This window comes from Pseudomonas sp. AK181, assembly GCF_051122975.1.
GTDB classification, from domain to species: domain Bacteria; phylum Pseudomonadota; class Gammaproteobacteria; order Pseudomonadales; family Pseudomonadaceae; genus Aquipseudomonas; species Aquipseudomonas lactis.
Genome location: NZ_CP146348.1, coordinates 2,995,029 through 3,017,344, shown reverse-complemented (window position 1 = coordinate 3,017,344; position 22,316 = coordinate 2,995,029). Strand labels below are relative to the sequence as shown.

The window sequence follows — 22,316 nt, the reverse complement described above, 5'->3', positions numbered from 1 at the left end:
CATGACGATCCTTGAGCAAAACCTCGGCCTTACGCCCCCACTCTGGCAACGCCGCACCCGCCGACAACGTGCCATGGCGACGGTCATGCCCTTGCTGCGGCGACCGGGCTTCAGCCTGGCAGTGTTGATTGTGTTGTTTTCATTGCTGGCCGCCGTGGCGCCCCAGTGGTTGACCAGCTTCGACCCTTATGCCACCGCACCTGCGGTCAAGCTCACGGCGCCGAACCTGACCCACTGGTTTGGCACCGACGAGCTGGGCCGCGACCTGTACACCCGGATGGTCTACGGCTCCAGCCTGTCGGTGCTGGCGGCCTTTCTGGCGGTGGGGATCGCGTTGTTGGGCGGGCTCGGGCTGGGCATTCTGTCCGGCTTTGCTGGTGGGCGTATCGACGCGGTAATCATGCGGATTGTCGACGTGTTGCTCGCCTTGCCCGGCTTGCTGCTGGCTCTGGCGATTGTCACCGCCATCGGCTTCGGCACGGTGCCGGTGGCTATCGCCGTGGGCGTCGGGATTGTCCCCGGATTCGCCCGCACCACCCGCGCCGAAGTGCTACGCGTCAAGACCCTGCCGTACGTGGAAGCCGCACGCCTGGGCGGCGCTAGCTGGGGCCGCACCTTGCTGCGGCACATCCTGCCCAACGCATGGGGCCCCGTGGCGGTACTGGCGACCCTGGATTTCGGCGCAGCCATCCTCGCAACCGCCGGCCTGAGTTTTCTCGGTTTTGGCGCCGCGCCTCCGGCCGCCGAATGGGGCACGTTGATCGCCAACGGTCGGCACTTTCTGATCACCGCCCCCTGGGTGTCGTTGCTGCCCGGCCTGTTCCTGGTCGCGGTGGTATTCAGCCTCAACCACATTGCCCGCACGTTCGAGGAGGTTCAGCGATGAATGCTTTAGTTGATGTTCGCCAGCTGAGTGTCAGCTACCGGCACGGCAACCTGGCGGTAAACCAGCTGTCACTGACCATCACCCAAGGCGAGACGCTGGCGATTGTCGGCGAGTCCGGCTCGGGTAAATCCACCCTGGCCAACGCGATTCTCGGCCTGTTGCCGGGCAGCGCAACCATCAGCGCCGGCGAGCTGTGGGTGGACGGCAACAACCTCACCCACGCCAGCGAACGCCAGAGACGCGGCCTGCGCGGGCGCACCATCGGCCTGGTGCCCCAGGACCCGATGGTCAGCCTCAACCCGACCCTGCGTATTGGCCAGCAGATTGCCGAGGCGCTGATCCTGGCCAAGGGCAAGCGCTACCCCGGCGTCGATGCGGATATCGTCGAGCTACTGCAACAGGTCGGTATCGCCAAGCCGGTACTGCGCGCGCGCCAGTACCCGCATGAACTCTCCGGGGGTATGCGCCAGCGTGTGCTGATCGCCATCGCCCTGGCCGGCAACCCACGCTTGCTCATCGCCGACGAACCGACCAGTGCCCTCGACGTCACCGTGCAGCGCAAGATCCTCGACCACCTGAAACGGCTGGTCAGTGAGCGCGGAATTTCGTTGCTGATCATCACCCATGACCTTGGCGTGGCGTTGGATCGCGCCGACCGCGTCCTGGTGATGCAACAGGGACAAGTGGTGGAGCAAGGGGCACCACGGCAGATTCTCGGCGCGCCGCAGCATGACTACACCCGCGCCTTGATCGCCGCCGCGCCAGCGTTCGCCACGCGCCGCCAGCCGCTGGCCAGGCCGGCCCCGACGCAGCCGCCGATCCTGCAGCTGCAAAACGTTGGCAAGACGTTCGTGCTGCCCAAGGTCAAGGGCGAAGACGCGACCTTTGTCGCGCTGGAGGACCTCAGCCTGCTGGTCTACCCCGGGCAGACCCTGGCGATTGTCGGCGAGTCCGGCTCAGGCAAAAGCACCGCGCTGCGCATCGCCCTCGGCCTGGAAAAACCCAGCCGCGGGCGGGTGTGGTTCGAGCAACAGGACGTCACCGACCTCAGCTGGCGCGACTTCCGCCCGCTGCGCCAGCGCCTGCAACTGGTGCAACAAAACCCGTTTGCGGCGCTGGACCCACGCTTCACAGTGTTCGACAGCATCGTCGAACCGCTGGTGTCGTTCGGCTTGCTCAAGGGCCCTGCCCTGGAACAGGCCGCGCGCGAGCTGATCAGTCGCGTGCATTTGCCGGTGAGTTTCCTCGATCGCCTGCCGCGCGAGCTTTCCGGCGGCCAGTGCCAACGGGTCGCCATCGCCCGCGCCCTGGCGCTGAAACCGGATCTATTGCTACTGGATGAACCGGTCAGCGCCCTCGACGTGTCCGTGCAGGCGCACATCCTTGAACTGCTGCAAGAGCTGCAACGGGACATGGGCATCGCCTACGTGCTGGTGTCCCACGACTTGTCGGTGGTCGCCAACTTCGCCCATGAGGTGCTGGTGCTGCGCAATGGCCGGGTGGTCGAACAGGGTTCGGTGGAGCGCATCTTCAACCGCCCGACCAGCGATTACACCCGTGAGCTGATTGGCGCCATCCCTGGCCAGCACGCTATCGCGAGCGCCGCCTGAGCGGCGCTTTACTCGGCAGTCCAGTCACGCGCCGTGATGCCCTTCTCCTGGGCATACGCGGTCTGACGTGAAGCAATAGAACAGCTGGCGAGGATTCTTCGCAGCACAGAACCGATACGAACGCCTGTGACACTGCTCGCTCAAGCCTGCGTGTTACACCTCCTGCCGGACCTGATCCGCTTCAGATTCCAGCGCAACCACTGTCGCACCATGGTTGGTAATGCCGAAAGGAATGTGCACAGATGGCGCAACTGCGCTAGTCGATTGTAGGTGCCCAGATTGATCATCAAAGAAGATGTGCGGTTTCAATACACCTAAAATCCTGCCTTTCTCAATGCCACCCAGAAAGAACGCGTCGTTAGCCATGACACCCCAACTTTTGAGTGTATTCATTGCACGCTCATGAGACGGCGCATTGCGGGCTGTGACGATTGAGACACGTATGCGGTTTTCGTAGTCAGGATTGAGCTTTTTATGTTGCTCCTCGACCGACTGGATTTTGGATATCCGCACCATGAACTCCTTCAGCGGCCCCGGGTTATGGGGCTGCATAACGTTCTTCACTTCATGCGCATGGAACTCAGACAATCCAGAGGCCTGCATGATTGTTTCGGACTCATCACCGGCAAGGACGCCGTCAAAGTCGAACGCGATGCGTAAGGTTTTATCCGTTTCGTCGTCTTCGAATTTTGAATCGAGCACCTGGCCAGCCGGGTACCCGGCCTTGATAGCCGCTTCCACGTCTTTTTTGTCACCCGACAAAAATAAAGCGATATTCAGAGCAGGTATGTATTCATAAGGGGATTTTCCCTGCATGAAAATCGCCCGTGTCATCCCAAGGCCGTAGTGCTCGATAGTCTTCAGCACGCGCAGCCCAGTATCAGGATCGTTGCGCGAAAGCAGTATGACCTCAACGAGCGGATCCGTAGGATCGACGCTCAGGTCATTCACTGACAGCAAGCGCTTGATGAAGGGGAACGCTATCCCCTTACGAAGCGGGACGTGAAGATTTTTTTGCTGAAACTTGCGGTATTCCTCCTCCCCCTGACGCTGAAACACTGCGTCCGATGCCAGCAAATCAAACACAGCGCTGGAAGCGACGCCGATCACCAGGCGATTCTCTAACTCGTAGGGCATTGAAACCTCTCTGGATGCCTCTAAGCGCAAATATGGATAGGCATTGAACATGCCGATCGATTTCAAGCACACATCCCCCCTTCTCGCAACGATTTAATACCCCGCCAATTTCAATCCCGGCGCAAAAGCGTATTCGGCGCCACCCCAAACGCCTTACGAAACGCATGGCTGAAATGCGAGAAATCAGAAAACCCAAAGTCCAGCGCCGCCTCAGACACACTGCGTACCTGGCCCCGCTCGATCGCTTCTCGGCTGGCATTCAGGCGCTCTTTCCAGATCTCTGCAACGGGGGTTTTCTGGTAGCGGGCGAAGGCGCGTGTAACGGTGCGGGTGGACACGTTGTGGGCTTTGGCGATGGCTTCAATCGACAGGTCAGGTTCGGTGAGGTGGCGTTGGATGTACTGCATGATGCGGCCGTAGAGGTCCATTTCCTGATGGCTGGTTTTCAGGTCCTGCAGTTCCAGGCTGATCACCAGCAGATCAAGCACAGCACTTGAGTAACGATTCGAGATGCGTTCATCCTGCAACGACGCAGGCGTGCTCGCGGCCTGGTGCAGCATTTCGCGCAAGGGCACTACACCTGGGCGCCGGTCGTCGAGGACCATGGCGGTGTACTCGGCAATACGCGGCAGGCGCTCGGTGAGCAACGCTCTGGGAATACGGATCAAGTGGTTTTCGGTACCACCCAGGCTGAAGCGAAACGCCTGTGTTGCGTCATAAAGAAACAAATTGCCCGTTGCCAGGTTGGCTTTTCTTGAGCCTTGTTCGATTTGCCCATGGCCCTTTCGAGCGAAACCCAACCATAAATCTTCAGCCGGGCCGCTGCGCAGGTGCTGTTCGGAACGCTCCCAGTAATGCAGCGGCGAAGACAGCGTACAAATGTCCAGCGCGCCGACTGTATTAAGGGTGAGTGAGCCATCAAAGCGGCTCTGGGACAAGGGTTTGCTATCGGCCGCCAGGCAATGGCGACAGACCACTTCTTTCCAATAATCAAACCGACGTGTTGCAGGGACGGCAAGGGTCGAATACTGAGTGTTCGGGTTCATGACGCTGACCTCGACAACGATGCAATAGGCGCGCGAGAAGTTGTAACGTGCGGCCAATTGTCAGCCATCAAAGCAATTAACACGCCAAATGCAGTGGCATGCCGGCTGTAGCAACGGTAACTACGATGCGAAGCGAGCCGCTCTTGATCTTGCTCTTGATCTGCTTTTGATCTCAAGCGCCCCGTTAAACCACGCTGGCCGGAATTCGACAGGGATTTGGGGGGTAAACCGGCAGGGATGCCGGTTTAGCCGCCCCGCGCCATGGATGGCGCGTGGCGGCGGCCGCCCAAATCACTGGCGGATTACGGGCACACCGAGCCTAGGCGAGGTGCCGAGGGGTGGGGCAAGAGCCCTTTGGTTACTTTGGGGCTCTTTTCCAAAGTGACCCGCCGTCAGGCGGAACCCTAAGTGGCCGTTACCGCAGGAATGGATATGCACACAATCCAACTGTGTTGACTGTCAGGCCGCCATCGCAGGCAAGCCAGCTCCCACACTTGGACCGCGCGGCGTCAGGTAGCAGGTAGATGAGTGTCGGCTGACAGGCCGTCATCGCAGGCAAGCCAGCTCCCACAATTGGCCCGCGTCGCACCGCAGTCGTGGCCCGTTTAAGGGCACAGCACATCACATCATCAGCCCGCGTGCACCAACGCAGACCACAGGTAAACGTCCGTAGCCGGCCTGTCTTTGCCAACCAAGCGGTTGTCTCACCGAACAAAGCGCCCCCTCCTCTGCCGGCCTAATTTCCACCTCACAGCAGCTCATACCCCGCTGATGAGGTACGCCATGCATCGACACTCTTCACCACGATTGGCTGATTCTTCCTGGCTTCTGCAACGGCGCGATCTCGCGCCTGAGGAGTCGGCTTATTGGTTGATTGAATGGGGAACCATGCAGCTGCTGCACCGACGGCAGGTCGCCAAGCGCCCCCTGCCGCCGACGCGCTGACGCCCACCCGTAGGCCTGAACCAAAATAACGAGGAGCTCAAGATGGAATCTGCAATCGACACACATCTCAAATGCCCACGCACCCTGTCCCGCCGTGTGCCCGAGGAGTATCAACCGCCGTTCCCGATGTGGGTGGCGCGCGCTGACGAGCAGCTGCAACAAGTGGTGATGGCTTATCTGGGCGTGCAGTATCAAGGCGATGCCCAGCGCAAGGCTGCATTGCAGGCGATGCGTCACATCGTCGGCAGTTTCAGCCACGCCGACGGCCCGCAGAACTACGATTTGACTCAGCACACCGACAGCAGCGGCTTTGATAATCTGATTGTGGTCGGGTACTGGAAAGACCCTGCCGCCCATTGCCGCTGGTTGCGTTCACCCCAGGTGAATGACTGGTGGAGTTCGCCGGATCGTCTGGGTGAAGGCCTGGGTTACTTCCGCGAAATCACCGCGCCGCGCGCCGAGCAGTTCGAGACGCTGTACGCCTTCCAGGAGAACCTGCCGGGTGTTGGCGCAGTTATGGATGCCACCAGTGGCGAGATCGAAGAGCACGGCTACTGGGGCTCGATGCGCGACCGTTTCCCCATCTCCCAAACAGACTGGATGAAGCCCACGAGCGAGCTGCAAGTGGTCGCGGGCGACCCGGCCAAGGGCGGACGCGTCGTGGTGCTGGGGCATGACAACCTCACACTGATTCGTTCCGGCCAGGACTGGGCGGATGCCGAGGCAGAGGAACGCTCGCTCTACCTCGACGAAATTTTACCGACGTTGCAGGACGGCATGGACTTCCTGCGGGACAACGGCCAGCCGTTGGGCTGCTACAGCAACAGGTTCGTGCGCAATATCGACCTGGACGGCAACGTGCTCGACCTGAGCTACAACATCGGTCACTGGCGCTCAGTGGAGAAACTCGAACGCTGGGCCGAATCCCACCCGACCCACCTGCGTATTTTCGTGACGTTCTTTCGCGTGGCCGCGGGCTTGAAGAAGTTGAGGCTGTACCACGAGGTGTCCGTGTCCGACGCCAAGAGCCAGGTCTTCGAGTACATCAACTGTCACGCGCAAACCGGGATGTTGCGCGACGCCCTGCCGCCCACAGCCTGAGCGCCCTCGGCGTGTAACCCCCCAGCTTCTACCGCCCTGCCACCCTTCACGGGTGGCCCGGTCCCCTGTGCGAGGAATAAACGATGAATAAGATCCGCCTGCTGACCCTCTCCACCCTGTTGCCCGCCCTCCACGCGAACGCGGGTGAGGTCGCGCCTGGCGACTACGAGCAATATCCGGTCGGTGCCACTATCGGGGCGATTTATTACCAGCACGCCACTACGGACTCGGCTTACGCCAACGGCCACAAGGCCAGCTCTGACTTCAGGGTGACCTCCGACGTGGGCATCCTGCGTCTGCTCCATGTGTATGCACTCAGCGACACGGTCACCATCGACCCGCAATTTCTTTTGCCTTTCGGGCACGTCTCCGGCGCAGGTGACGCCTCGGCACTGGGCAGTACTCGCGGCGTAGGCGACTTGATCCTCACCGCGCCGGTGAAATGGCGGTTCAACGAAGCCCGCGACACCCTCAGTATCGCCCCCTATGTGTATGTGCCTTCGGGCACGTATGACAAGGACGATGCGCTCAACCTCGGGGAGAATCGCTGGAAATTCGAACTGCAGAGTGCCTACGTCAAGCACTTCACAGAGAAATGGGCGATGGACCTGGTCGGCGGCGCGACCTGGTATGGCGACAACACCGATTACGGTGCAAATGCCGACCGCCTGAAGCAGGACGTGTCCTACGCAGCGCAAATCATGGGGCGTTACATGCCGGATGCCACCACCACCTTTGCTGTTGGCTTGGGGCGTACCTGGGGAGGCGAGACAAACATCGAGCATGTCAATCAGGACAACGAGTTGGGTACCACCAATTTGCGCCTTACCGCCACCAAATTCGTCACCCCCACCGACCAGGTGCAACTGCAATTGGGCAAAGACCTCTCGGTGGACAACGGCACCCGCGAAGACTTCCGCATGAACCTGCGTTACGCGCACATTTTTTAACGCCGGAAACTGCGACCGCACGCCCCTGGCGCCAGGGTGTCCCGCTCAGCCAAGTCGATGTCTTTCTCAACCAAGCCACCGGCTGGATGCGCGGACTATCTTGAGCCCCAGGCCCGCTGATAGTGAGCATGCAGTGCTCTTCGGCCATTTACGATAAGGACAGCCAACCATGGCAATCGCTCGCCCCACCCTTGAACAGCTATTGGCTATTTCGAGCAGCCTGCACATGCAGCTCGATGCGCAGCAAGCCGATGAATACCTGGCACTTATGCAGGCAAGCTTCGATGCCTATGACCTGGTTGACGAGCTGCCGGACTTCATCCCGCCGGTGCGTTATGAACGCAGCTCAGGCTACCGCCCCTCAGCCGCACACAACCCGCTCAACGCCTGGTACTTCCGCACCGAAGTCAACGGTGCGCGCGAAGGCAAGCTGGCGGGTAAAACAGTCGCCCTCAAGGACAATATTTCACTGGCTGGCGTGCCCATGATGAATGGTGCCAAACCGCTTGAAGGCTTTGTACCCGCCTTCGATGCCACGGTTGTCACGCGTTTACTGGATGCCGGCGCGACCATTCTGGGCAAGGCAACGTGCGAACACTACTGCCTGTCCGGCGGCAGCCACACCTCCGATCCTGCACCGGTGCACAACCCCTATCGCCAAGGGTTTGCCTCGGGTGGCTCGTCTTCCGGCAGCGCAGCACTGGTTGCCGCCGGCGAGGTCGACCTGGCCGTCGGCGGTGACCAGGGCGGGTCAATCCGCATTCCTTCCGCCTTCTGCGGCACTTACGGCATGAAGCCGACCCACGGCCTGGTGCCCTACACCGGCATCATGGCCATCGAGGCGACTATCGATCACGCCGGCCCCATTACCGCAAACGTGCGCGACAACGCCTTGATGCTGGAGGTCATGGCCGGCGCCGATGGGCTCGATCCGCGACAAGCCGCGCCGCAGGTCGACGCTTACAGCGATTACTTGGAGCGCGGTGTCAACGGGCTGAGGATCGGCATCCTGCGCGAAGGTTTTGAACTGGCCAACCAGGACCCACGTGTGGCCTCGTGCGTACGCCAAGCCATTGCAGCGTTTGCGCGGCTGGGAGCGCAGGTCGAGGAGGTGTCGGTGCCTGAGCACAGCATTGCCGGTTCGCTGTGGCACCCCATCGGCTGCGAAGGCTTGATGATGCAGATGATGCACGGCAATGGGGCCGGCTTTAACTGGCAAGGGCTGTATGACGTCGGCTTGCTAGACCAGCAAGCCGGATGGCGCGATCAAGCCAATGAGCTGTCCGCCTCTCTCAAGCTGTGCATGTTCGTCGGGCAATACGGCCTGGAGCGCTACAACGGGCGGTTCTACGCCAAGGCACAAAACCTCAGGCGCGTGGCGCGCGCCGGGTATGACGCCGCGTTGGCGCGCTATGACCTGCTGGTGATGCCCACCGTGCCGATCATCGCCCAGCCCCACCCGCAGCCGGGCTGCTCGGTTACCGAGTACGTGGCCCGTGCACTGGAAATGATCGGCAATGCCTCCGCCCAGGACATCACCGGCCATCCGGCCATGTCGATTCCCTGCGGCCTGGTAGACGGTTTACCTGTCGGGCTGATGCTGGTCGGCAAGCACTATGCCGAAGGCACGATTTACCAGGCCGCCGCAGCGTTCGAGGCGTCGGTTGACTGGAAAAACTGTTAGCCGGTAATCCCGCGCAGCGCAAAAAGAACAAGCCGCCAGGCGCTGCCCAGAAGCTCAACGATGAGGAGTCAACTTATGAGCGCACATCAAGCAACCACATCAACACCGGGCGAACGCGCGCAAGCGCTGCTGCAGGTGCTCAAGCAGAAGGATCTGATCCCCGACGGTTACATCGAACACATGACACAGCTGATGGCGCACCAATGGAGCCCGGAGAACGGAGCTCGGGTGGTGGCCAAGGCCTGGGTAGACCCGCAGTTTCGCGAACTGCTGCTCAAAGACGGCACCGCGGCGTGCGCCCAATTTGGCTATACCGGCCCGCAGGGTGAATACATTGTTGCGCTGCCAGACACGCCCAGCGTGAAAAACGTGATTGTGTGCAGCTTGTGCTCCTGCACCAACTGGCCTGTGCTGGGCTTGCCGCCGGAGTGGTACAAGGGCTTCGAGTTCCGCGCCCGACTGGTGCGCGAAGGGCGCACCGTGCTGCGGGAGCTGGGCACCGAGCTGCCGGCCGACGTCATCGTCAAAGTATGGGACACCAGTGCCGAAACCCGCTATCTGGTGCTGCCTGTGCGGCCTAAGGGCAGCGAATCGATGGATGAAGAGGCCCTGCGAAAACTGATCACCAAGGATGTCCTTATCGGCGTGGCGCTGCCTTACGTGGCGTAACCGGTGCCCTGTGTTTTTTGCATTTTTCAGAGGTATTCACAATGGATGGCTTTCACGATCTCGGTGGGTTTCAAGGCTTTGGCAAAGTCCCTCACACCATCAACAGCCTGAGCTACCAACCCGTGTTCAAGCAGGACTGGGAGCACCTGGCCTACAGCCTGATGTTTGTCGGCGCCGATCACTTGAAAAAGTTCAGCGTGGACGAAGTGCGCCACGCCGTCGAGCGCCTGGATGTGCGCCAACATGTCGGCACCCAATACTACGAACGCTATGTCATCTCGACCGCCACCCTGCTGGTAGAAACCGGTGTGATCACCCAGGCGGAACTCGATCAGGCCCTGGGGTCGCACTTCAAGCTGGCGAACCCCGCACATGCCAGCGGGCGCCCAGCGATCACCGGCCGCGCGCCCTTTGAGGTGGGCGACCGGGTGGTGGTACGCAACGAGTATGTGGCCGGGCATACCCGCATGCCGGCTTACGTGCGCGGCAAAGAAGGCGTGGTTGTGCACCGCACTACGCAAAAGTGGCCCTTCCCTGATGCGATCGGCCACGGTGATCTGAGCGCGGCGCATCAGCCGACCTACCACGTCGAGTTTCGCGTGAAAGAGCTCTGGGGCGACGCAGCAGATGAGGGTTTCGTGGTGGTCGACCTGTTCGAAAGCTACCTGGACCACGCCGATAGCACGGTGAACGCATGATGGACGGCGCCCTGACAGGCCGACTGCCGGTGACGGTGCTTTCCGGCTTCCTCGGCGCCGGCAAAACCACCCTGCTCAACCATATCCTGCGCAATCGCGACGGCCTGCGCGTGGCGGTCATCGTCAATGATATGAGCGAGGTCAACATCGATGCCGAGCAGGTGCAGCGCGACGTGACGCTGCACCGGGGTCGCGATGAGTTGATCGAGATGAGCAATGGCTGCATCTGCTGCACGCTGCGCGCCGATTTGCTCGAGCAGATCAGCGCCCTGGCGCGCCAGCAACGTTTCAACTACTTGCTGATTGAGTCCACGGGGATCTCCGAGCCGATGCCGGTGGCCGAGACGTTCGCCTTCCTCGACGCGCAGGGCTTCAGCCTCAGCGAACTGGCACGGCTCGACACCTTGGTGACGGTGGTCGATGGCAGTCGCTTTGAAGCATTGCTCCAATCGCCGGGCATCGTGGCCCGCGACGGCGCAGCCACGCGCCATCTGACCGACCTGCTGATCGAGCAAGTGGAGTACGCCAACGTCATTCTCGTCAACAAACTGGACCTGATCGACGAGCCCGGCTACCAGGCCGTGCACGCGATCCTCGCCGGCCTTAACCCGAGCGCGCGGATCATACCGATGACTCAGGGTAACGTGGAGTTATCCGCCATCCTCGGCACCCACCTGTTTGATTTGCCTAGCCTTGTGGCCTCGCCCGGCTGGATGAAAAAAATGCAGGCCGACGACGCGCCGGCCTCTGAATCGGACACCTATGGCGTGACCTCCTGGGTGTACCGCGAGCGTGCCCCGTTTCACCCACAGCGATTACTCGATTTTCTCCAGCAGCCCTGGCACATCGGGCGCCTGTTGCGCAGCAAAGGTTACTTCTGGCTCGCCAGCAGGCACTTGGAAACCGGCCTGCTGGTGCAAAGCGGCAGGCAGTTCCAGTGGGACTACGTCGGGCACTGGTGGAACTTCATCGAGCAGGCGCAATGGCCGCAGGATGAATATCGGTTGCAGAGCATCATGGCCAAGTGGGACAGCATTGTCGGCGATTGCCGGCAGGAGCTGGTCTTTATCGGCCAGGGCCTGGACACCCAAGCGCTGCAGCGCGCACTCGACAATTGCCTGCTGAGTACTCAGGAAATCGCCGCCGGCCCCTCGGCCTGGCAGGCCCTGCCGGGGGCGACAACCTTTGACTCCCTGGCCTTATCGGCGCCGACGCCGTCCTTGCAGGCTGACCCCACTTGACCGAGGTAGAGGTGCCCCATGCTCTTTTTCAGCCGAACCACCCGCCGCGTATTGGCGCCGCTCGCCGACCGACTGGAGCAGCCTGACCAGCCAGGCACACCACTGTCGTCAAGCCACCCGTTGTTGCGCCGCATCCTGGCAAGCGTCGAACAACTGCTGCAAGAACGGCGAACCCTCAAGGAGCAAGCCCGCGCACAGACGTTGGACACCCGCCAACTGGAAGAGCGCCTGGCCCGCCGTGACCAGCTGGTGCTGCAGTGGGAGGCGCGCTGGGCCCTGATCACACAGGGTGCAGGTGAACGGTTCTGGGAGCTGGAACTGGATGGCGCCGCCGCCCTCGCTCCGGGTGCTGCGATGACGTGGACGGGGTCTGCGTCGAACCTGGCCCAGGCGATTGACCAATTTGGCGGCTGGAGCGAACAACTGCACCCGGATGACCAGCCCGCGCATCGGGCGGCGCTCGCCCGGCACCTTGCCGATCGCAGCGGGCGTACGGCCTTTGCCCTCGACGTGCGGATGAAGTCGGCATTCGGCAATGACTATCGCTGGTGCCGGATCAACGGGGCCGCCCGACGCGATGCGCAGGGCACAGCGCTTGCCATGGGGGGAACCGTGCGTGACATTCATGAACAGTACCTGCACCACGAGGCGCTCGAACTGGCGGCCACACGTTTCGATATTTCCCGAGAAATGCTACACGACGGGCTCTGGGATATCGAGGTGGTGGCCGGCGACCCGGCGAACCCGAACAATACCATTTGGTGGTCTTCGCAGATGCGCCGGCTGCTGGGGTGCAACACGGTGGAAGAGTTCCCCAACACCCTGGAAAGCTGGACCTCGCGCCTGCATCCCGAGGATAGCGCACGGGCCATCGGCGCGTTCGTCGCCCATGTAGACGACCGCAGCGGCAAGACCCCATTCGATGTGGAGTATCGACTCAAACACACCAATGGCACTTACCGCTGGTTTCGCGGCCGGGGGCAAACCCGTCGCGCACCGGACGGCGCGCCGCAACGGGTGGTGGGCGCCATCACCGATATCCATGCCCACCATGAAGAAAGTGCGATGCGCCAGGCGCAGGCGCAACAACACCAGGTGATGCAGGAAACCCTCACCAAGCTGACGCAGATTGTCGCCACCATCCAGGGCATTGCCAGCCAGACCAACCTGTTGGCATTGAATGCCGCCATCGAAGCGGCGCGAGCTGGCGAAGCCGGTCGCGGGTTTGCGGTGGTCGCCGATGAAGTGCGCAAGCTGGCCACGAGGACCAGCCACGCGACCCAGCAAGCGGCCCAGATGATGGACCACTAGCGACATCCACGCACCCGCGCAGCCTGCGTGGGCACAGCACAAATTCCAACAATAATAATCAGGTACGTTATGCGCGATTACGACTCAGCAGTCTCTTCCTTCGATTATCTACACCTGGCTGCCCAGGACTTGCACGGCGAACTCGGCGCCTTGAATGCCTGCATTGAATGCTGCGACCGGCACGCCCAAGGCAATGCCGTGGCGTTGTATTGCGAAACGCGCGATGGCCGCGCCACGCAGTACACCTTCAGCGAACTGCAGGCGCACGCGGCGCGCTTCGGCAACTTCCTGCGGGCCCATGGCGTGCAGCCGGGGGATCGGGTCGCCGGCCTGATGCCACGCACGGTTGAACTGGTGATCGCCATCCTGGGAACCTGGCGCATCGGGGCGGTCTACCAACCGCTCTTTACCGCGTTCGGTCCCAAGGCCATTGAACAGCGACTGGACTGTTCCAAGGCGCGCTGGATCGTGACCGACACCCACAACCGTCCCAAGCTGGACGAACTCCTCGACTGCCCTCACGTCATCGTGACCGACGCCACCCCACAGCGCCCCAGCGACTACGCGTTTTGGGAGGTGCTGGAGCATCAACAACCCGACTGCACACCTGAGCTGCTGGATGCCCATGCACCGTTCCTGCTGATGTGCACCTCGGGCACCACAGGGCCGGCCAAGCCGCTGGAGGTGCCTTTGAGCGCCATCCTGGCCTTCAAAAGTTATATGCGCGATTCAATCGACCTGCGCGAAGACGACCGTTTCTGGAACCTCGCCGACCCCGGCTGGGCCTATGGCTTGTATTACGCAGTGACCGGCCCCCTGGCATGCGGCCGGGCCACGCTGTTCCATGACGGCCCTTTCACCGTGCAAAGCACCAGCCGGATTATCGCCAAGTACGGGATCAGCAACCTGGCCGGCTCGCCTACGGCCTTTCGCCTGCTGATTGACGCCGGGGCCGAGTTCGCCGACGCCGTGCGTGGCCAACTGCGTATCGTCAGCAGCGCCGGCGAACCGCTCAACCCGCAGGTCATCCGTTGGTTCGCCGAACAGCTCGGCGTGGTCATTCACGACCATTACGGCCAAACCGAAATCGGCATGGTGCTGTGCAATCACCATGGGTTACGCCATCAGGTACGTGAGGGCTCTGCCGGTTATGCGGTGCCGGGGTACCGGATTGTCGTGCTGGACGATGCGCAGCGGGAATTACCGACAGGCCAGCCGGGCGTCCTGGCGGTGGATCGCGAGCGCTCGCCCCTGTGCTGGTTCAATGGCTACCTTCACATGCCCACCAAGGCGTTTGTGGGTCGTTACTACTTGAGCGGCGATATCGTGGAGCTCAATGAGGACGGCAGTATCAGCTTTGTCGGCCGTAACGACGATGTGATCACCACGTCCGGCTACCGCGTGGGGCCTTTCGATGTGGAGAGCGCGCTTATCGAACACCCGGCGGTGGTCGAAACCGCGGTGATCGGCAAGCCCGACCCGCAACGTACCGAGCTGATCAAGGCGTTTGTCGTGCTCAACCGTGAGTACCTGCCCAGTGTCGAGTTGGCGGAAGTGTTGCGCCTGCATGTGCGACAGCGCCTGGCCGCGCATGCATACCCACGGGAAATCGAGTTCGTCGAGCAACTGCCCAAGACCCCCAGTGGCAAGTTGCAGCGGTTCATCCTGCGCAACCAGGAAATTGCCAAACAGCAGGCACTCGACACATGAGGACGGCTCCCGCGCTCAGCCGCTCGGAGTTCCAGCGCAGAGCCCTGGAGCTGTTCAAGGAGCGTAGTTTCAGCCAGGTCAGCATGCGCGAATTGGCGGCGCATGTTGGCATCAGCCCGGGTGCGATTTATCACCATGTAGAGAGCAAGGAAGCCATGCTGTTTGAGTGGCTGACAGAGCTGTATCAGGCGCTGTTGTCGCACGTCGATCGGATCAACACCCGTAGATTGACACCCGCGCAACGCCTGGCAAAACTGATTGAAGGCCATCTTCAATTGCATGAACGGATGACCGGGCACTTCAAGTTGGCGGTCATGGACGCCAACTGCCTGGGCGCGCCGATGCAGGCGAGCGTTGAGCGATTGAGGCTAGCCTACGAGTCGGAACTCATGAAGGTGGTCGGCCAACTGGGCCATCAGCCCGGCGGGCCGTTGCGCGAGGGCGCGCTCACGGCGATTCTGCCCGTGCTGAACAGCCTGCCCACATGGCTGAGCCCGACGATTGATCACCGTCAGCGACGGCTTATTACAAAGACCATCGCCGATGCGGTCATAAAGGCGATAAATTCCCTGCCATGAGTGACCACACCCAACGGTAACCACGATGCGAAGCGAGCCGCTCTTGATCTGCTTTTGATCTTGATCTCAGGCGCCCCGTCAAACCACGCTGGCCGGAATTCGACAGGGATTTGGGGGGTAAACCGGCAGGGATGCCGGTTTAGCCGCCTCGCGCCATGGATGGCGCGTGGCGGCGGCCCCCCAAATCACTGGCGGATTACGGGCACACCGAGCCTAAGCGAGGTGCCGAGTGGTGGGGCAAGAGCGTTTTGCTTACTTTTGCGCTTTTCAAAAGTGAGCCGCCGTCAGGGCGGAACCCTAAGTGGCCGTTACCTAAATAACGGATATGTACGCGGTCAAATCCAACATCCCGGTCGGCTGTCAGGCCGTCTTCGCAGGCAAGCCAGCTCCCACAGTTGGATCGTTAGGGTGTCAGGTAGGTAGGCGTCGGCTGTCAGGCCGTCGCGGGAGCAAGCTCCCTCGCCACAGGTTCGGCGCCATCCCGAAGTTGTATTCATGTCCAGCACCAAGCGCTCTAGAGGCGCTTGACGACTTCACTCGGCTTGCTGAAGCTTAAATCCAACATAACCTGTACTTATCACTTTTTGCGCCAGTTAGCGCCCAAAATTATAGAATTAGCATCAGCGCCTATTAAGTCTGAGTGACGACTGTCTTGCGTCCGACCCGCTCCCCGCTTGAATCCAAACCTGCGCAGGCCTACCCTGCACGCGTCGAACATTCACCCAATACGTCAAGGAAGACTTCAAATGTGGGATGGCAGCGTTACCTTTGGCGACTCATGGGCCGGCTACATTGGCCGTGCGGATCAAAACACTGCTCACTCCCATGTCGCCATCCAACTGTGCATCGGCGTAGGCCAACCCGCCACCCTGGAACTGCCAGGAAAGGTGATCCGTGCGGCAGGCGTGATCATCGGTCCCAACGTCGAGCACCGTGCCGTGGCCGAGAGTCATCCGGTGGCATTTTTGTATGTCAGCCCGGACACGGCGTTGGGCCGTGCGCTCAATGCGCTGCTGCAAGACGATGGCATCGCCTTGGCCAGTGATGAACTGCTGGAGTGTTTTCGTCGTAGTACCTCCTTGTCACACTTTGTCGACGCCCTCTCGCGTTTACTGGCAATTACCCCGCCGATCGACCATAGGCTTCACAAAGCCTTGAATATTCTGCGTCTGGACCGCGACGGCCCAGGTTGCGTCAGTCGCGCTGCCCAGGCGGTGGGGTTGTCCAGCCCGCGCTTGCGCTGCGTCGCCACCCACCAGATGGGTGTTTCCCTCTCCCAGTGGATCATCTGGAACAAATTGGAACGGGCCTCCAAATCCCTGGCCGGGGGTTCGACGTTGTCGGACGCCGCTGCCGACGGCGGTTTCTCCGACCAGGCGCACCTGGCCCGCATGATGCGCCGCATGATTGGCATGACGCCGCGCACTGCCGCTGAGGTTTTGCGCAAGACAAGCGTTTCGTTCAAGACGCACTGACAGCAAAACGCCAACATCCATCGCATCTGATTCGCAACAACGTCAACCCCCTCCAGCAGAACACTCAGCCCCACTGAAAGTGAATAAAAGAGTGTACGCCCGGACGCCCGTGTCTGCGAATCGACTACTTGGCCGAAAGTGCCCAGCCCACAGTGGGTCGCCCTGCGCGGGAGGTCCACACCGTTTCTGAGCCTGCTTGACCCCAACGCGCATCGACAGGGAGTACCACATGACCAAAGGCAAGTTGATAAAACTGACGCTGTGCGGCGTCGTGGTCGGCGGGTTGCTGATATTAGGCTGGCAGCGCTGGCAGTATTCCAGCACCTACGTGAGCACCGACAACGCCGAACTCGACGGGGTGATCATCCCGGTACGGGCCAAGCTCTCGGGCGTGGTGATCAGTGTGCCGGTGGTGGACAACGTCACGGTACAGAGCGGCGACCTGCTGTTTCAGATCCGCGACAATGAATACCGCTACCAGTTGCAGCAGCGCGAAGCACAGTGGCAAGCGCTGCTCGCCGCCGCCGGGCGCGCGGGCCTGCCGGGGGCGCTGGACAGCCAGGTGCTCGGCGCGGTGGCCATGCGCGAGGCCGCGCAGGCGGCCCTGGCTCAAGCGAGCGCCAACCTTGAGCAAGCGCGCAACGACTACCAGCGTGCCCGTCGCCTCGGCGCCCAAGGCGTGCTGAGCACCCAGGACCTGGAAGTGGCCAAGGCGCGTTTCGACGCCCTCAGCCATGCCCAGGAGGTGGCACGCAGCAACGCCCAGGCCGCCGCCCAAAGTACCTTGGCCAACAAGGCCGAACTCAAGGTGCAGGACTATCGGATCGCGGCCGCGCAAGCTGAGCTGGAGCAATCCAGGATCCAGCTCAACGACACCCGCCAGACCGCGCCGATGCGCAGCATTGTCTCGAAAAAAGAGGTGGAACCCGGCCAGTTTGTGGTGGCTGGCCAAAAGCTCATGAGCCTGATCGCCACCGACCCACTGTGGATTACCGCCAACTTCAAGGAGACCCAGGTGGGCCGCGTGCGCGTGGGCCAGAATGCCCGCGTCACCGTGGACGCCTTCCCCGGGCACGCCTTCGAAGGCGTCGTCGAAAGCCTGGCACCGGCCACCGGGGCGAAGTTCTCATTGCTGCCCCAGGAGAATGCCACGGGCAACTTTACCAAGGTGGTACAGCGCGTGCAGGTGCGCATCGCGCTCAACGATGTGCCGGATGACTACAAGCCGCTGTTGAGCCCGGGCATGAGCGTGTTTGTCGAAGTGGCCGCACCTGACGACACCGGCCACACGCTATGAAGTCGCCTTACCTGATTGCGCTGACCGTCACGCTGGTCTCGATGATGGAGTTGCTCGATGTCACCATTGTCAACGTAGCGATTCCCAGCCTGATGGGCACCTACGGGGCGTCGGTGGATGAAATCTCCTGGGTGTCCACCGGTTATGTGGTGGCCAACGTGGTGATTCTTCCGGTCAGTGGCTGGCTGTCGGCGTGGTTCGGCCGGCGCACTTACTACCTGGTCTCTACCGCGCTGTTCGTGCTGGCATCATTGGGCTGCGCGATGTCTGCCGAACTCTGGCAACTGGTCGCGTTCCGGGTGCTGCAAGGCCTGGCGGGCGGCGGGTTGCTGGGGATTTCCCAGGCAATCATCTACGACGTCTTCCCCAAGGAAAAGGTCAGCAGCGGCATGGCGCTGTACGGCGTGGGCGTGATGATGGGGCCCACCTTGGGTCCGACCGTCGGCGGCTACCTGATCGACACCTTGTCGTGGCATTGGATCTTCTTGATCAACTTGCCGATCGGTGCCGTGGCCTTGTTGCTGTGCTGGCTGTGTATTAACGACTCGCCCAACGAACAAAAGCCTTCCAGCGTCGACTACAGCGGCTTCTGCTTGCTGGCCCTGGGCGTGGGCAGCCTGCAGATCCTGCTGGAGCGCGGCGAACACTGGGACTGGATGGCGTCCAACTGGACCGTGGCCTGCCTGTTGCTCAGCAGCTTCAGCCTGGTGGGCTTCTTCTGGTGGGAGCGGCGTGTGGCCAACCCGATCGTCAATGTCGCGCTGTTCCAGAACCGCGAGTTCCTGATGGGGTGCATCTGTGCGTTCTGCGTGGGCTTCGGGCTGTACAGCACGTTGTTCATGGTGCCGCTGTTCTTGCAGACCTTACTGGCGCAAAGCGCTTACCAGAGCGGGCTAGTGATTTTCCCCGGGGCAGTGGCCAGCGCCATCAGCACCTTGGTGATCGGCAAACTGTCCCAGGAAAACAAGATCGACGAGCGTGTGTTCGTCACCCTGGGCATTGTCATGTACTGCTATGCGATGTTCCTGCACACCCAGTTCACCCTCGACAGTAACCCCGACTCGCTGTACTGGCCCTTGGTGATCCGCGGCCTGGGCCTGGGCATGATCTTCGTGCCGCTGACCAACCTGGCAATGCGTCGCCAGCCGCTGACATTGATCTCCGGCGCCTCCGGCGTACTCAACCTGATGCGCCAGTTGGGCGGCAGCGTTGGCATCGCCATCGCAGCCACCTTGCTCACACGGTTCTCGTGGGAACGCTACCGCCTGCTTTCCGAACATGTCACCGAATCGAGCCTGGTGGCCAGCGGCTGGGGAGGTGTGGAAACCGACCCTTTGTTTCTTTCCCTGGGCCTGGCGAGCCATCAACAAGCCCTGGCGCTGATGCCTTATCTGCAAGCGCGCGAACAAGGGCAAATGCTGGCGTTCAGCATGCTGTTCGGCACCTTGGGAGCGGTGATGGCCATCGGCATTCCCATGGTGCTGATGATGCGCAGAAGCCAGATCAGTCGATAAACTTTTCAGTGGAGCACACCCCTTGCGTATTCCAGGCCTGCATCTCAACACCACCCCGCTGCTTATGCCGCTGTATTGGCTGGCACTCGCCTGCGCGCCCACCCAGGTATCGGCAGATGACTTGTACCACCTGTACCAGAAGGCGCTGACCCACGACATGCAGTTCGCCGCCGCACAGGCCCAGCAGTTGGCCACGGCAGAAAAGGAACCGCAAAGCCGTGCCAACCTGCTGCCGGACCTGTCTGTCACTGGCGGCGCGGCCTGGGTCGATGCAGAGGATTCGTCCGATTATCATCGCAATCGCAATAACACCAACGCCTACGCCGTGGTCCTCACACAGCCGCTGCTGCGTTGGCAGAATGTGATTGCCCACGACCAAAGCAAACTGTTGATCAGCGCCAGTGAACTGCACACCGAACAGGCGCGCCAAGCGCTGATGCTGCGCGTCGCCCGCGCTTATTTCGACGTGCTGCTCAATCAGGAACTGTTGAACACCCGCACACAACAGCTACAAACCCTGCGCGAGAGCCAAACGCGCAGCCAGCGACTGCTGGCCGACGGCGCCACCACCGCAAACGCGCTCGCCCAGGTGCAGGCCAAGTACGACCAGGCATTCGCCGAGCAGATTGCTGCCCGTGGCGCACTGGACATTGCCAACGAAACACTCACCCAATTGACTGCCGCGCAGGCCGGCCCGTGGTCCGGTAAAGAGCCGCAGTTCAATGCCCCGGTGCCCGCTGCCATCGATGATTGGGCCACGACCGCGCAACAGGGTAACCTCGCCGTACAGGCGGCGCAGATTGCCCAGCGCCTGGCCGAAATGGACATCGACAAGGAACGGGCCGGGCATTTGCCGACCCTGGATCTGATCGCCGCCCATGGCCGCTTCGCCTCTGTCGGCGGTGATGTCTACGATGTGACGTTGCAGGAAAACCGCTATAACCAGACCGTGGTCGGGGTCAAACTGAGCGTTCCACTGTACAGCGGTGGCCGCACCAGCAGTCGCGTGCGCGAAGCCCATGCACTGCAAAGCAAGGCGGCGGACGAAGTCGAAGATGCACGCCGCAACGCCGGCCTGAAGGCACGTCAGGCCTACCTGCAAGTCACCAATGGCATGAGCCAATACCAGGCACTCAAGCAGGCGTTGAATTCCAGCCAGATCAACCTTACCGCCGTCACCCACGGCTTCGAAGCCGGCTCGCGTATCAACACCGATGTGCTGGATGCCCAACAGAAAGTCACCGATACCCAGCAACGCCTGGCCCAACAACGCTATGCGATTCTGATGGCGCAGTTGCACCTGCTGGCATCCACCGGCAACCTGAGCGACGCGCGCCTGCGGGATATCAGTCATACGCTGAACTGACGCGCTGATCTGTAGTGCGCTGACATTCGTTCAACGTGAGGGCTGATTTGGATTAAGCTTGGGCATCTCAAAAATGGAACACTGCCCATGTTCGACCTCAACGAACTCTTCCTCTACGCCAAGGTGGTCGAGCACGGCGGTTTTGCGGCGGCGGGTCGAGCGTTGAACCTGCCCAAATCGACCTTGAGCCGCAGGGTCAGCCAGCTTGAAGCCAGGCTGGGGGCACGGCTGATACAGCGTTCGACGCGCCAGTTCCAGGTCACCGATATCGGCTTGGCCTACTATCGCCATTGCGTGGCGATGATTAGCGAGGCCGAGTCGGCCGAAGATGTGATTGCCTTCAACAAATCAGAGCCACGCGGCGTGATCCGCTTGAGCTGCACCACCGCACTGCTCAACTACTGGGTGGCGCCGATGCTCGCCCAATTCATGGCCCAATGCGCCAGCGTCGAACTGAACGTGAAAAGCTTCAACCGCAAGGTCGACATCATCAGCGAAGGCTATGACATGGCCTTGAACCTGTGTTTCCCGCCGCTGGAAAGCAGTGAGCTGGTCATGAAAGTGCTGGCTAAAAGTCCTCAAGTGCTGGTGGCGAGCGCGACTTTTTTGCAGAGCGCTCCCCTGCCCTTGGTACCTGCCGACCTTGTCGGACTGCCGTCTATCCATTGGGGCAACCCGTTGCTTCAGTACCTGTGGGAACTGACCGGCCCGGACGGCACCACGGCGCAGGTGTTGCACACGCCACGCCTGATCAGTGATGACATGTCCACCCTGAAAAATGCAGCACTGGCGGGCGTGGGCATCGCCAACCTGCCGAGGATGGTGGTGAAAGAGGAACTGGCCGATGGCCGCCTGATTGCCGTCTTGCCTGCATGGCAACCCGCTGAGGGCGTGATCACCGCCGTGTTCCCCTCCAGGCGCGGGCTCATGCCGTCGGTGCGGTCCTTGATCGACTTTCTGGGCGATGCGTTTGACGCGCCGTGAGGCTCCCACGCGTTGCTGGGAAAGTTCCTTGCACCCAGGGCAACAGTCTTTTGTCATCAATCACATTGATAGCTCCCTAACAAAACCCCCATGCTAGAGGGCTGACTCCGCGCT

The 22,316-nt window shown here is 61.4% G+C and carries 17 protein-coding genes and 2 pseudogenes; 17 read left to right on the top strand and 2 right to left on the bottom strand.

The features are described 5' to 3' along the window. Position 1: 1 nt before the first annotated feature. Positions 2-886: an ABC transporter permease gene (locus V8689_RS13905; protein WP_056785629.1), complete on the top strand. Its 885-nt coding sequence runs from the start codon at positions 2-4 to the stop codon at positions 884-886. After that, complete coding sequence (locus V8689_RS13900; protein WP_056785632.1) at positions 883-2,496, top strand: dipeptide ABC transporter ATP-binding protein; 1,614 nt, start codon at positions 883-885, stop codon at positions 2,494-2,496. The genes V8689_RS13905 and V8689_RS13900 overlap by 4 nt, the downstream gene beginning before the upstream one ends. Positions 2,497-2,649: 153 nt before the next feature. On the opposite strand, the gene V8689_RS13895 is transcribed toward V8689_RS13900, so the two are convergent. Further along, positions 2,650-3,633 carry a 5'-nucleotidase gene (locus V8689_RS13895; protein WP_056785722.1) on the bottom strand — a complete coding sequence of 328 codons (984 nt, stop codon included), beginning with the start codon at positions 3,631-3,633 and terminating at the stop codon, positions 2,650-2,652. A gap of 110 nt (positions 3,634-3,743) precedes the next feature. Next, positions 3,744-4,679 carry a helix-turn-helix domain-containing protein gene (locus tag V8689_RS13890; RefSeq protein WP_003191111.1) on the bottom strand — a complete coding sequence of 312 codons (936 nt, stop codon included), beginning with the start codon at positions 4,677-4,679 and terminating at the stop codon, positions 3,744-3,746. 987 nt (positions 4,680-5,666) lie between these two features. Here V8689_RS13890 and oxdA point away from each other — a divergent pair. The 15 genes and pseudogenes from oxdA to V8689_RS13815 all read left to right on the top strand — a co-directional run bounded on the left by oxdA (position 5,667) and on the right by V8689_RS13815 (position 22,202). Then, positions 5,667-6,725 carry an aliphatic aldoxime dehydratase gene (gene oxdA / locus V8689_RS13885; protein WP_056785635.1) on the top strand — a complete coding sequence of 353 codons (1,059 nt, stop codon included), beginning with the start codon at positions 5,667-5,669 and terminating at the stop codon, positions 6,723-6,725. Positions 6,726-6,808: 83 nt separating this feature from the next. Beyond that, positions 6,809-7,675: a transporter gene (locus V8689_RS13880; protein WP_056785637.1), complete on the top strand. Its 867-nt coding sequence runs from the start codon at positions 6,809-6,811 to the stop codon at positions 7,673-7,675. Positions 7,676-7,844: 169 nt separating this feature from the next. Further along, entirely contained in the window at positions 7,845-9,359 is a 1,515-nt protein-coding gene (locus V8689_RS13875) for an amidase (protein WP_056785641.1), read from the top strand. Between the two features lie 75 nt (positions 9,360-9,434). Then, positions 9,435-10,028: a nitrile hydratase subunit alpha gene (gene nthA / locus V8689_RS13870; protein ID WP_056785642.1), complete on the top strand. Its 594-nt coding sequence runs from the start codon at positions 9,435-9,437 to the stop codon at positions 10,026-10,028. Between the two features lie 41 nt (positions 10,029-10,069). Further along, on the top strand, positions 10,070-10,726 hold the full coding sequence (gene nthB, locus V8689_RS13865; RefSeq protein ID WP_056785645.1) for a nitrile hydratase subunit beta: 657 nt from the start codon (positions 10,070-10,072) through the stop codon (positions 10,724-10,726). Next, a complete protein-coding gene (locus V8689_RS13860; RefSeq protein ID WP_056785648.1) occupies positions 10,723-11,967 on the top strand; it encodes a GTP-binding protein in 1,245 nt (414 codons plus the stop codon). Before nthB ends, V8689_RS13860 begins: the two co-directional genes overlap by 4 nt. A gap of 18 nt (positions 11,968-11,985) precedes the next feature. Next, positions 11,986-12,936: pseudogene (locus V8689_RS13855) on the top strand (PAS domain-containing protein); the annotation flags it as partial. A gap of 48 nt (positions 12,937-12,984) precedes the next feature. Next, positions 12,985-13,254: pseudogene (locus V8689_RS13850) on the top strand (methyl-accepting chemotaxis protein); the annotation flags it as partial. 93 nt (positions 13,255-13,347) lie between these two features. Further along, positions 13,348-14,988: an AMP-binding protein gene (locus V8689_RS13845; protein WP_056785651.1), complete on the top strand. Its 1,641-nt coding sequence runs from the start codon at positions 13,348-13,350 to the stop codon at positions 14,986-14,988. Next, a complete protein-coding gene (locus tag V8689_RS13840; RefSeq protein ID WP_056785653.1) occupies positions 14,985-15,566 on the top strand; it encodes a TetR/AcrR family transcriptional regulator in 582 nt (193 codons plus the stop codon). The genes V8689_RS13845 and V8689_RS13840 overlap by 4 nt, the downstream gene beginning before the upstream one ends. A gap of 746 nt (positions 15,567-16,312) precedes the next feature. Beyond that, the gene (locus V8689_RS13835; protein WP_056785657.1) at positions 16,313-17,041 is read left to right on the top strand and encodes an AraC family transcriptional regulator; all 729 of its coding nucleotides are present in this window, start codon (positions 16,313-16,315) and stop codon (positions 17,039-17,041) included. A 229-nt stretch (positions 17,042-17,270) separates the two neighbouring features. Then, entirely contained in the window at positions 17,271-18,338 is a 1,068-nt protein-coding gene (locus V8689_RS13830) for an HlyD family secretion protein (protein ID WP_056785659.1), read from the top strand. Then, positions 18,335-19,852 carry a DHA2 family efflux MFS transporter permease subunit gene (locus tag V8689_RS13825; protein ID WP_056785662.1) on the top strand — a complete coding sequence of 506 codons (1,518 nt, stop codon included), beginning with the start codon at positions 18,335-18,337 and terminating at the stop codon, positions 19,850-19,852. Before V8689_RS13830 ends, V8689_RS13825 begins: the two co-directional genes overlap by 4 nt. A 22-nt stretch (positions 19,853-19,874) precedes the next feature. Further along, positions 19,875-21,218 (top strand): TolC family outer membrane protein, encoded by a 1,344-nt coding sequence (locus tag V8689_RS13820; RefSeq protein WP_056785666.1) that lies wholly within the window; start codon positions 19,875-19,877, stop codon positions 21,216-21,218. Positions 21,219-21,305: 87 nt separating this feature from the next. Then, positions 21,306-22,202, top strand: coding sequence for a LysR substrate-binding domain-containing protein (locus tag V8689_RS13815; protein ID WP_056785668.1), 897 nt, complete (start codon positions 21,306-21,308; stop codon positions 22,200-22,202). Positions 22,203-22,316: the final 114 nt, after the last annotated feature.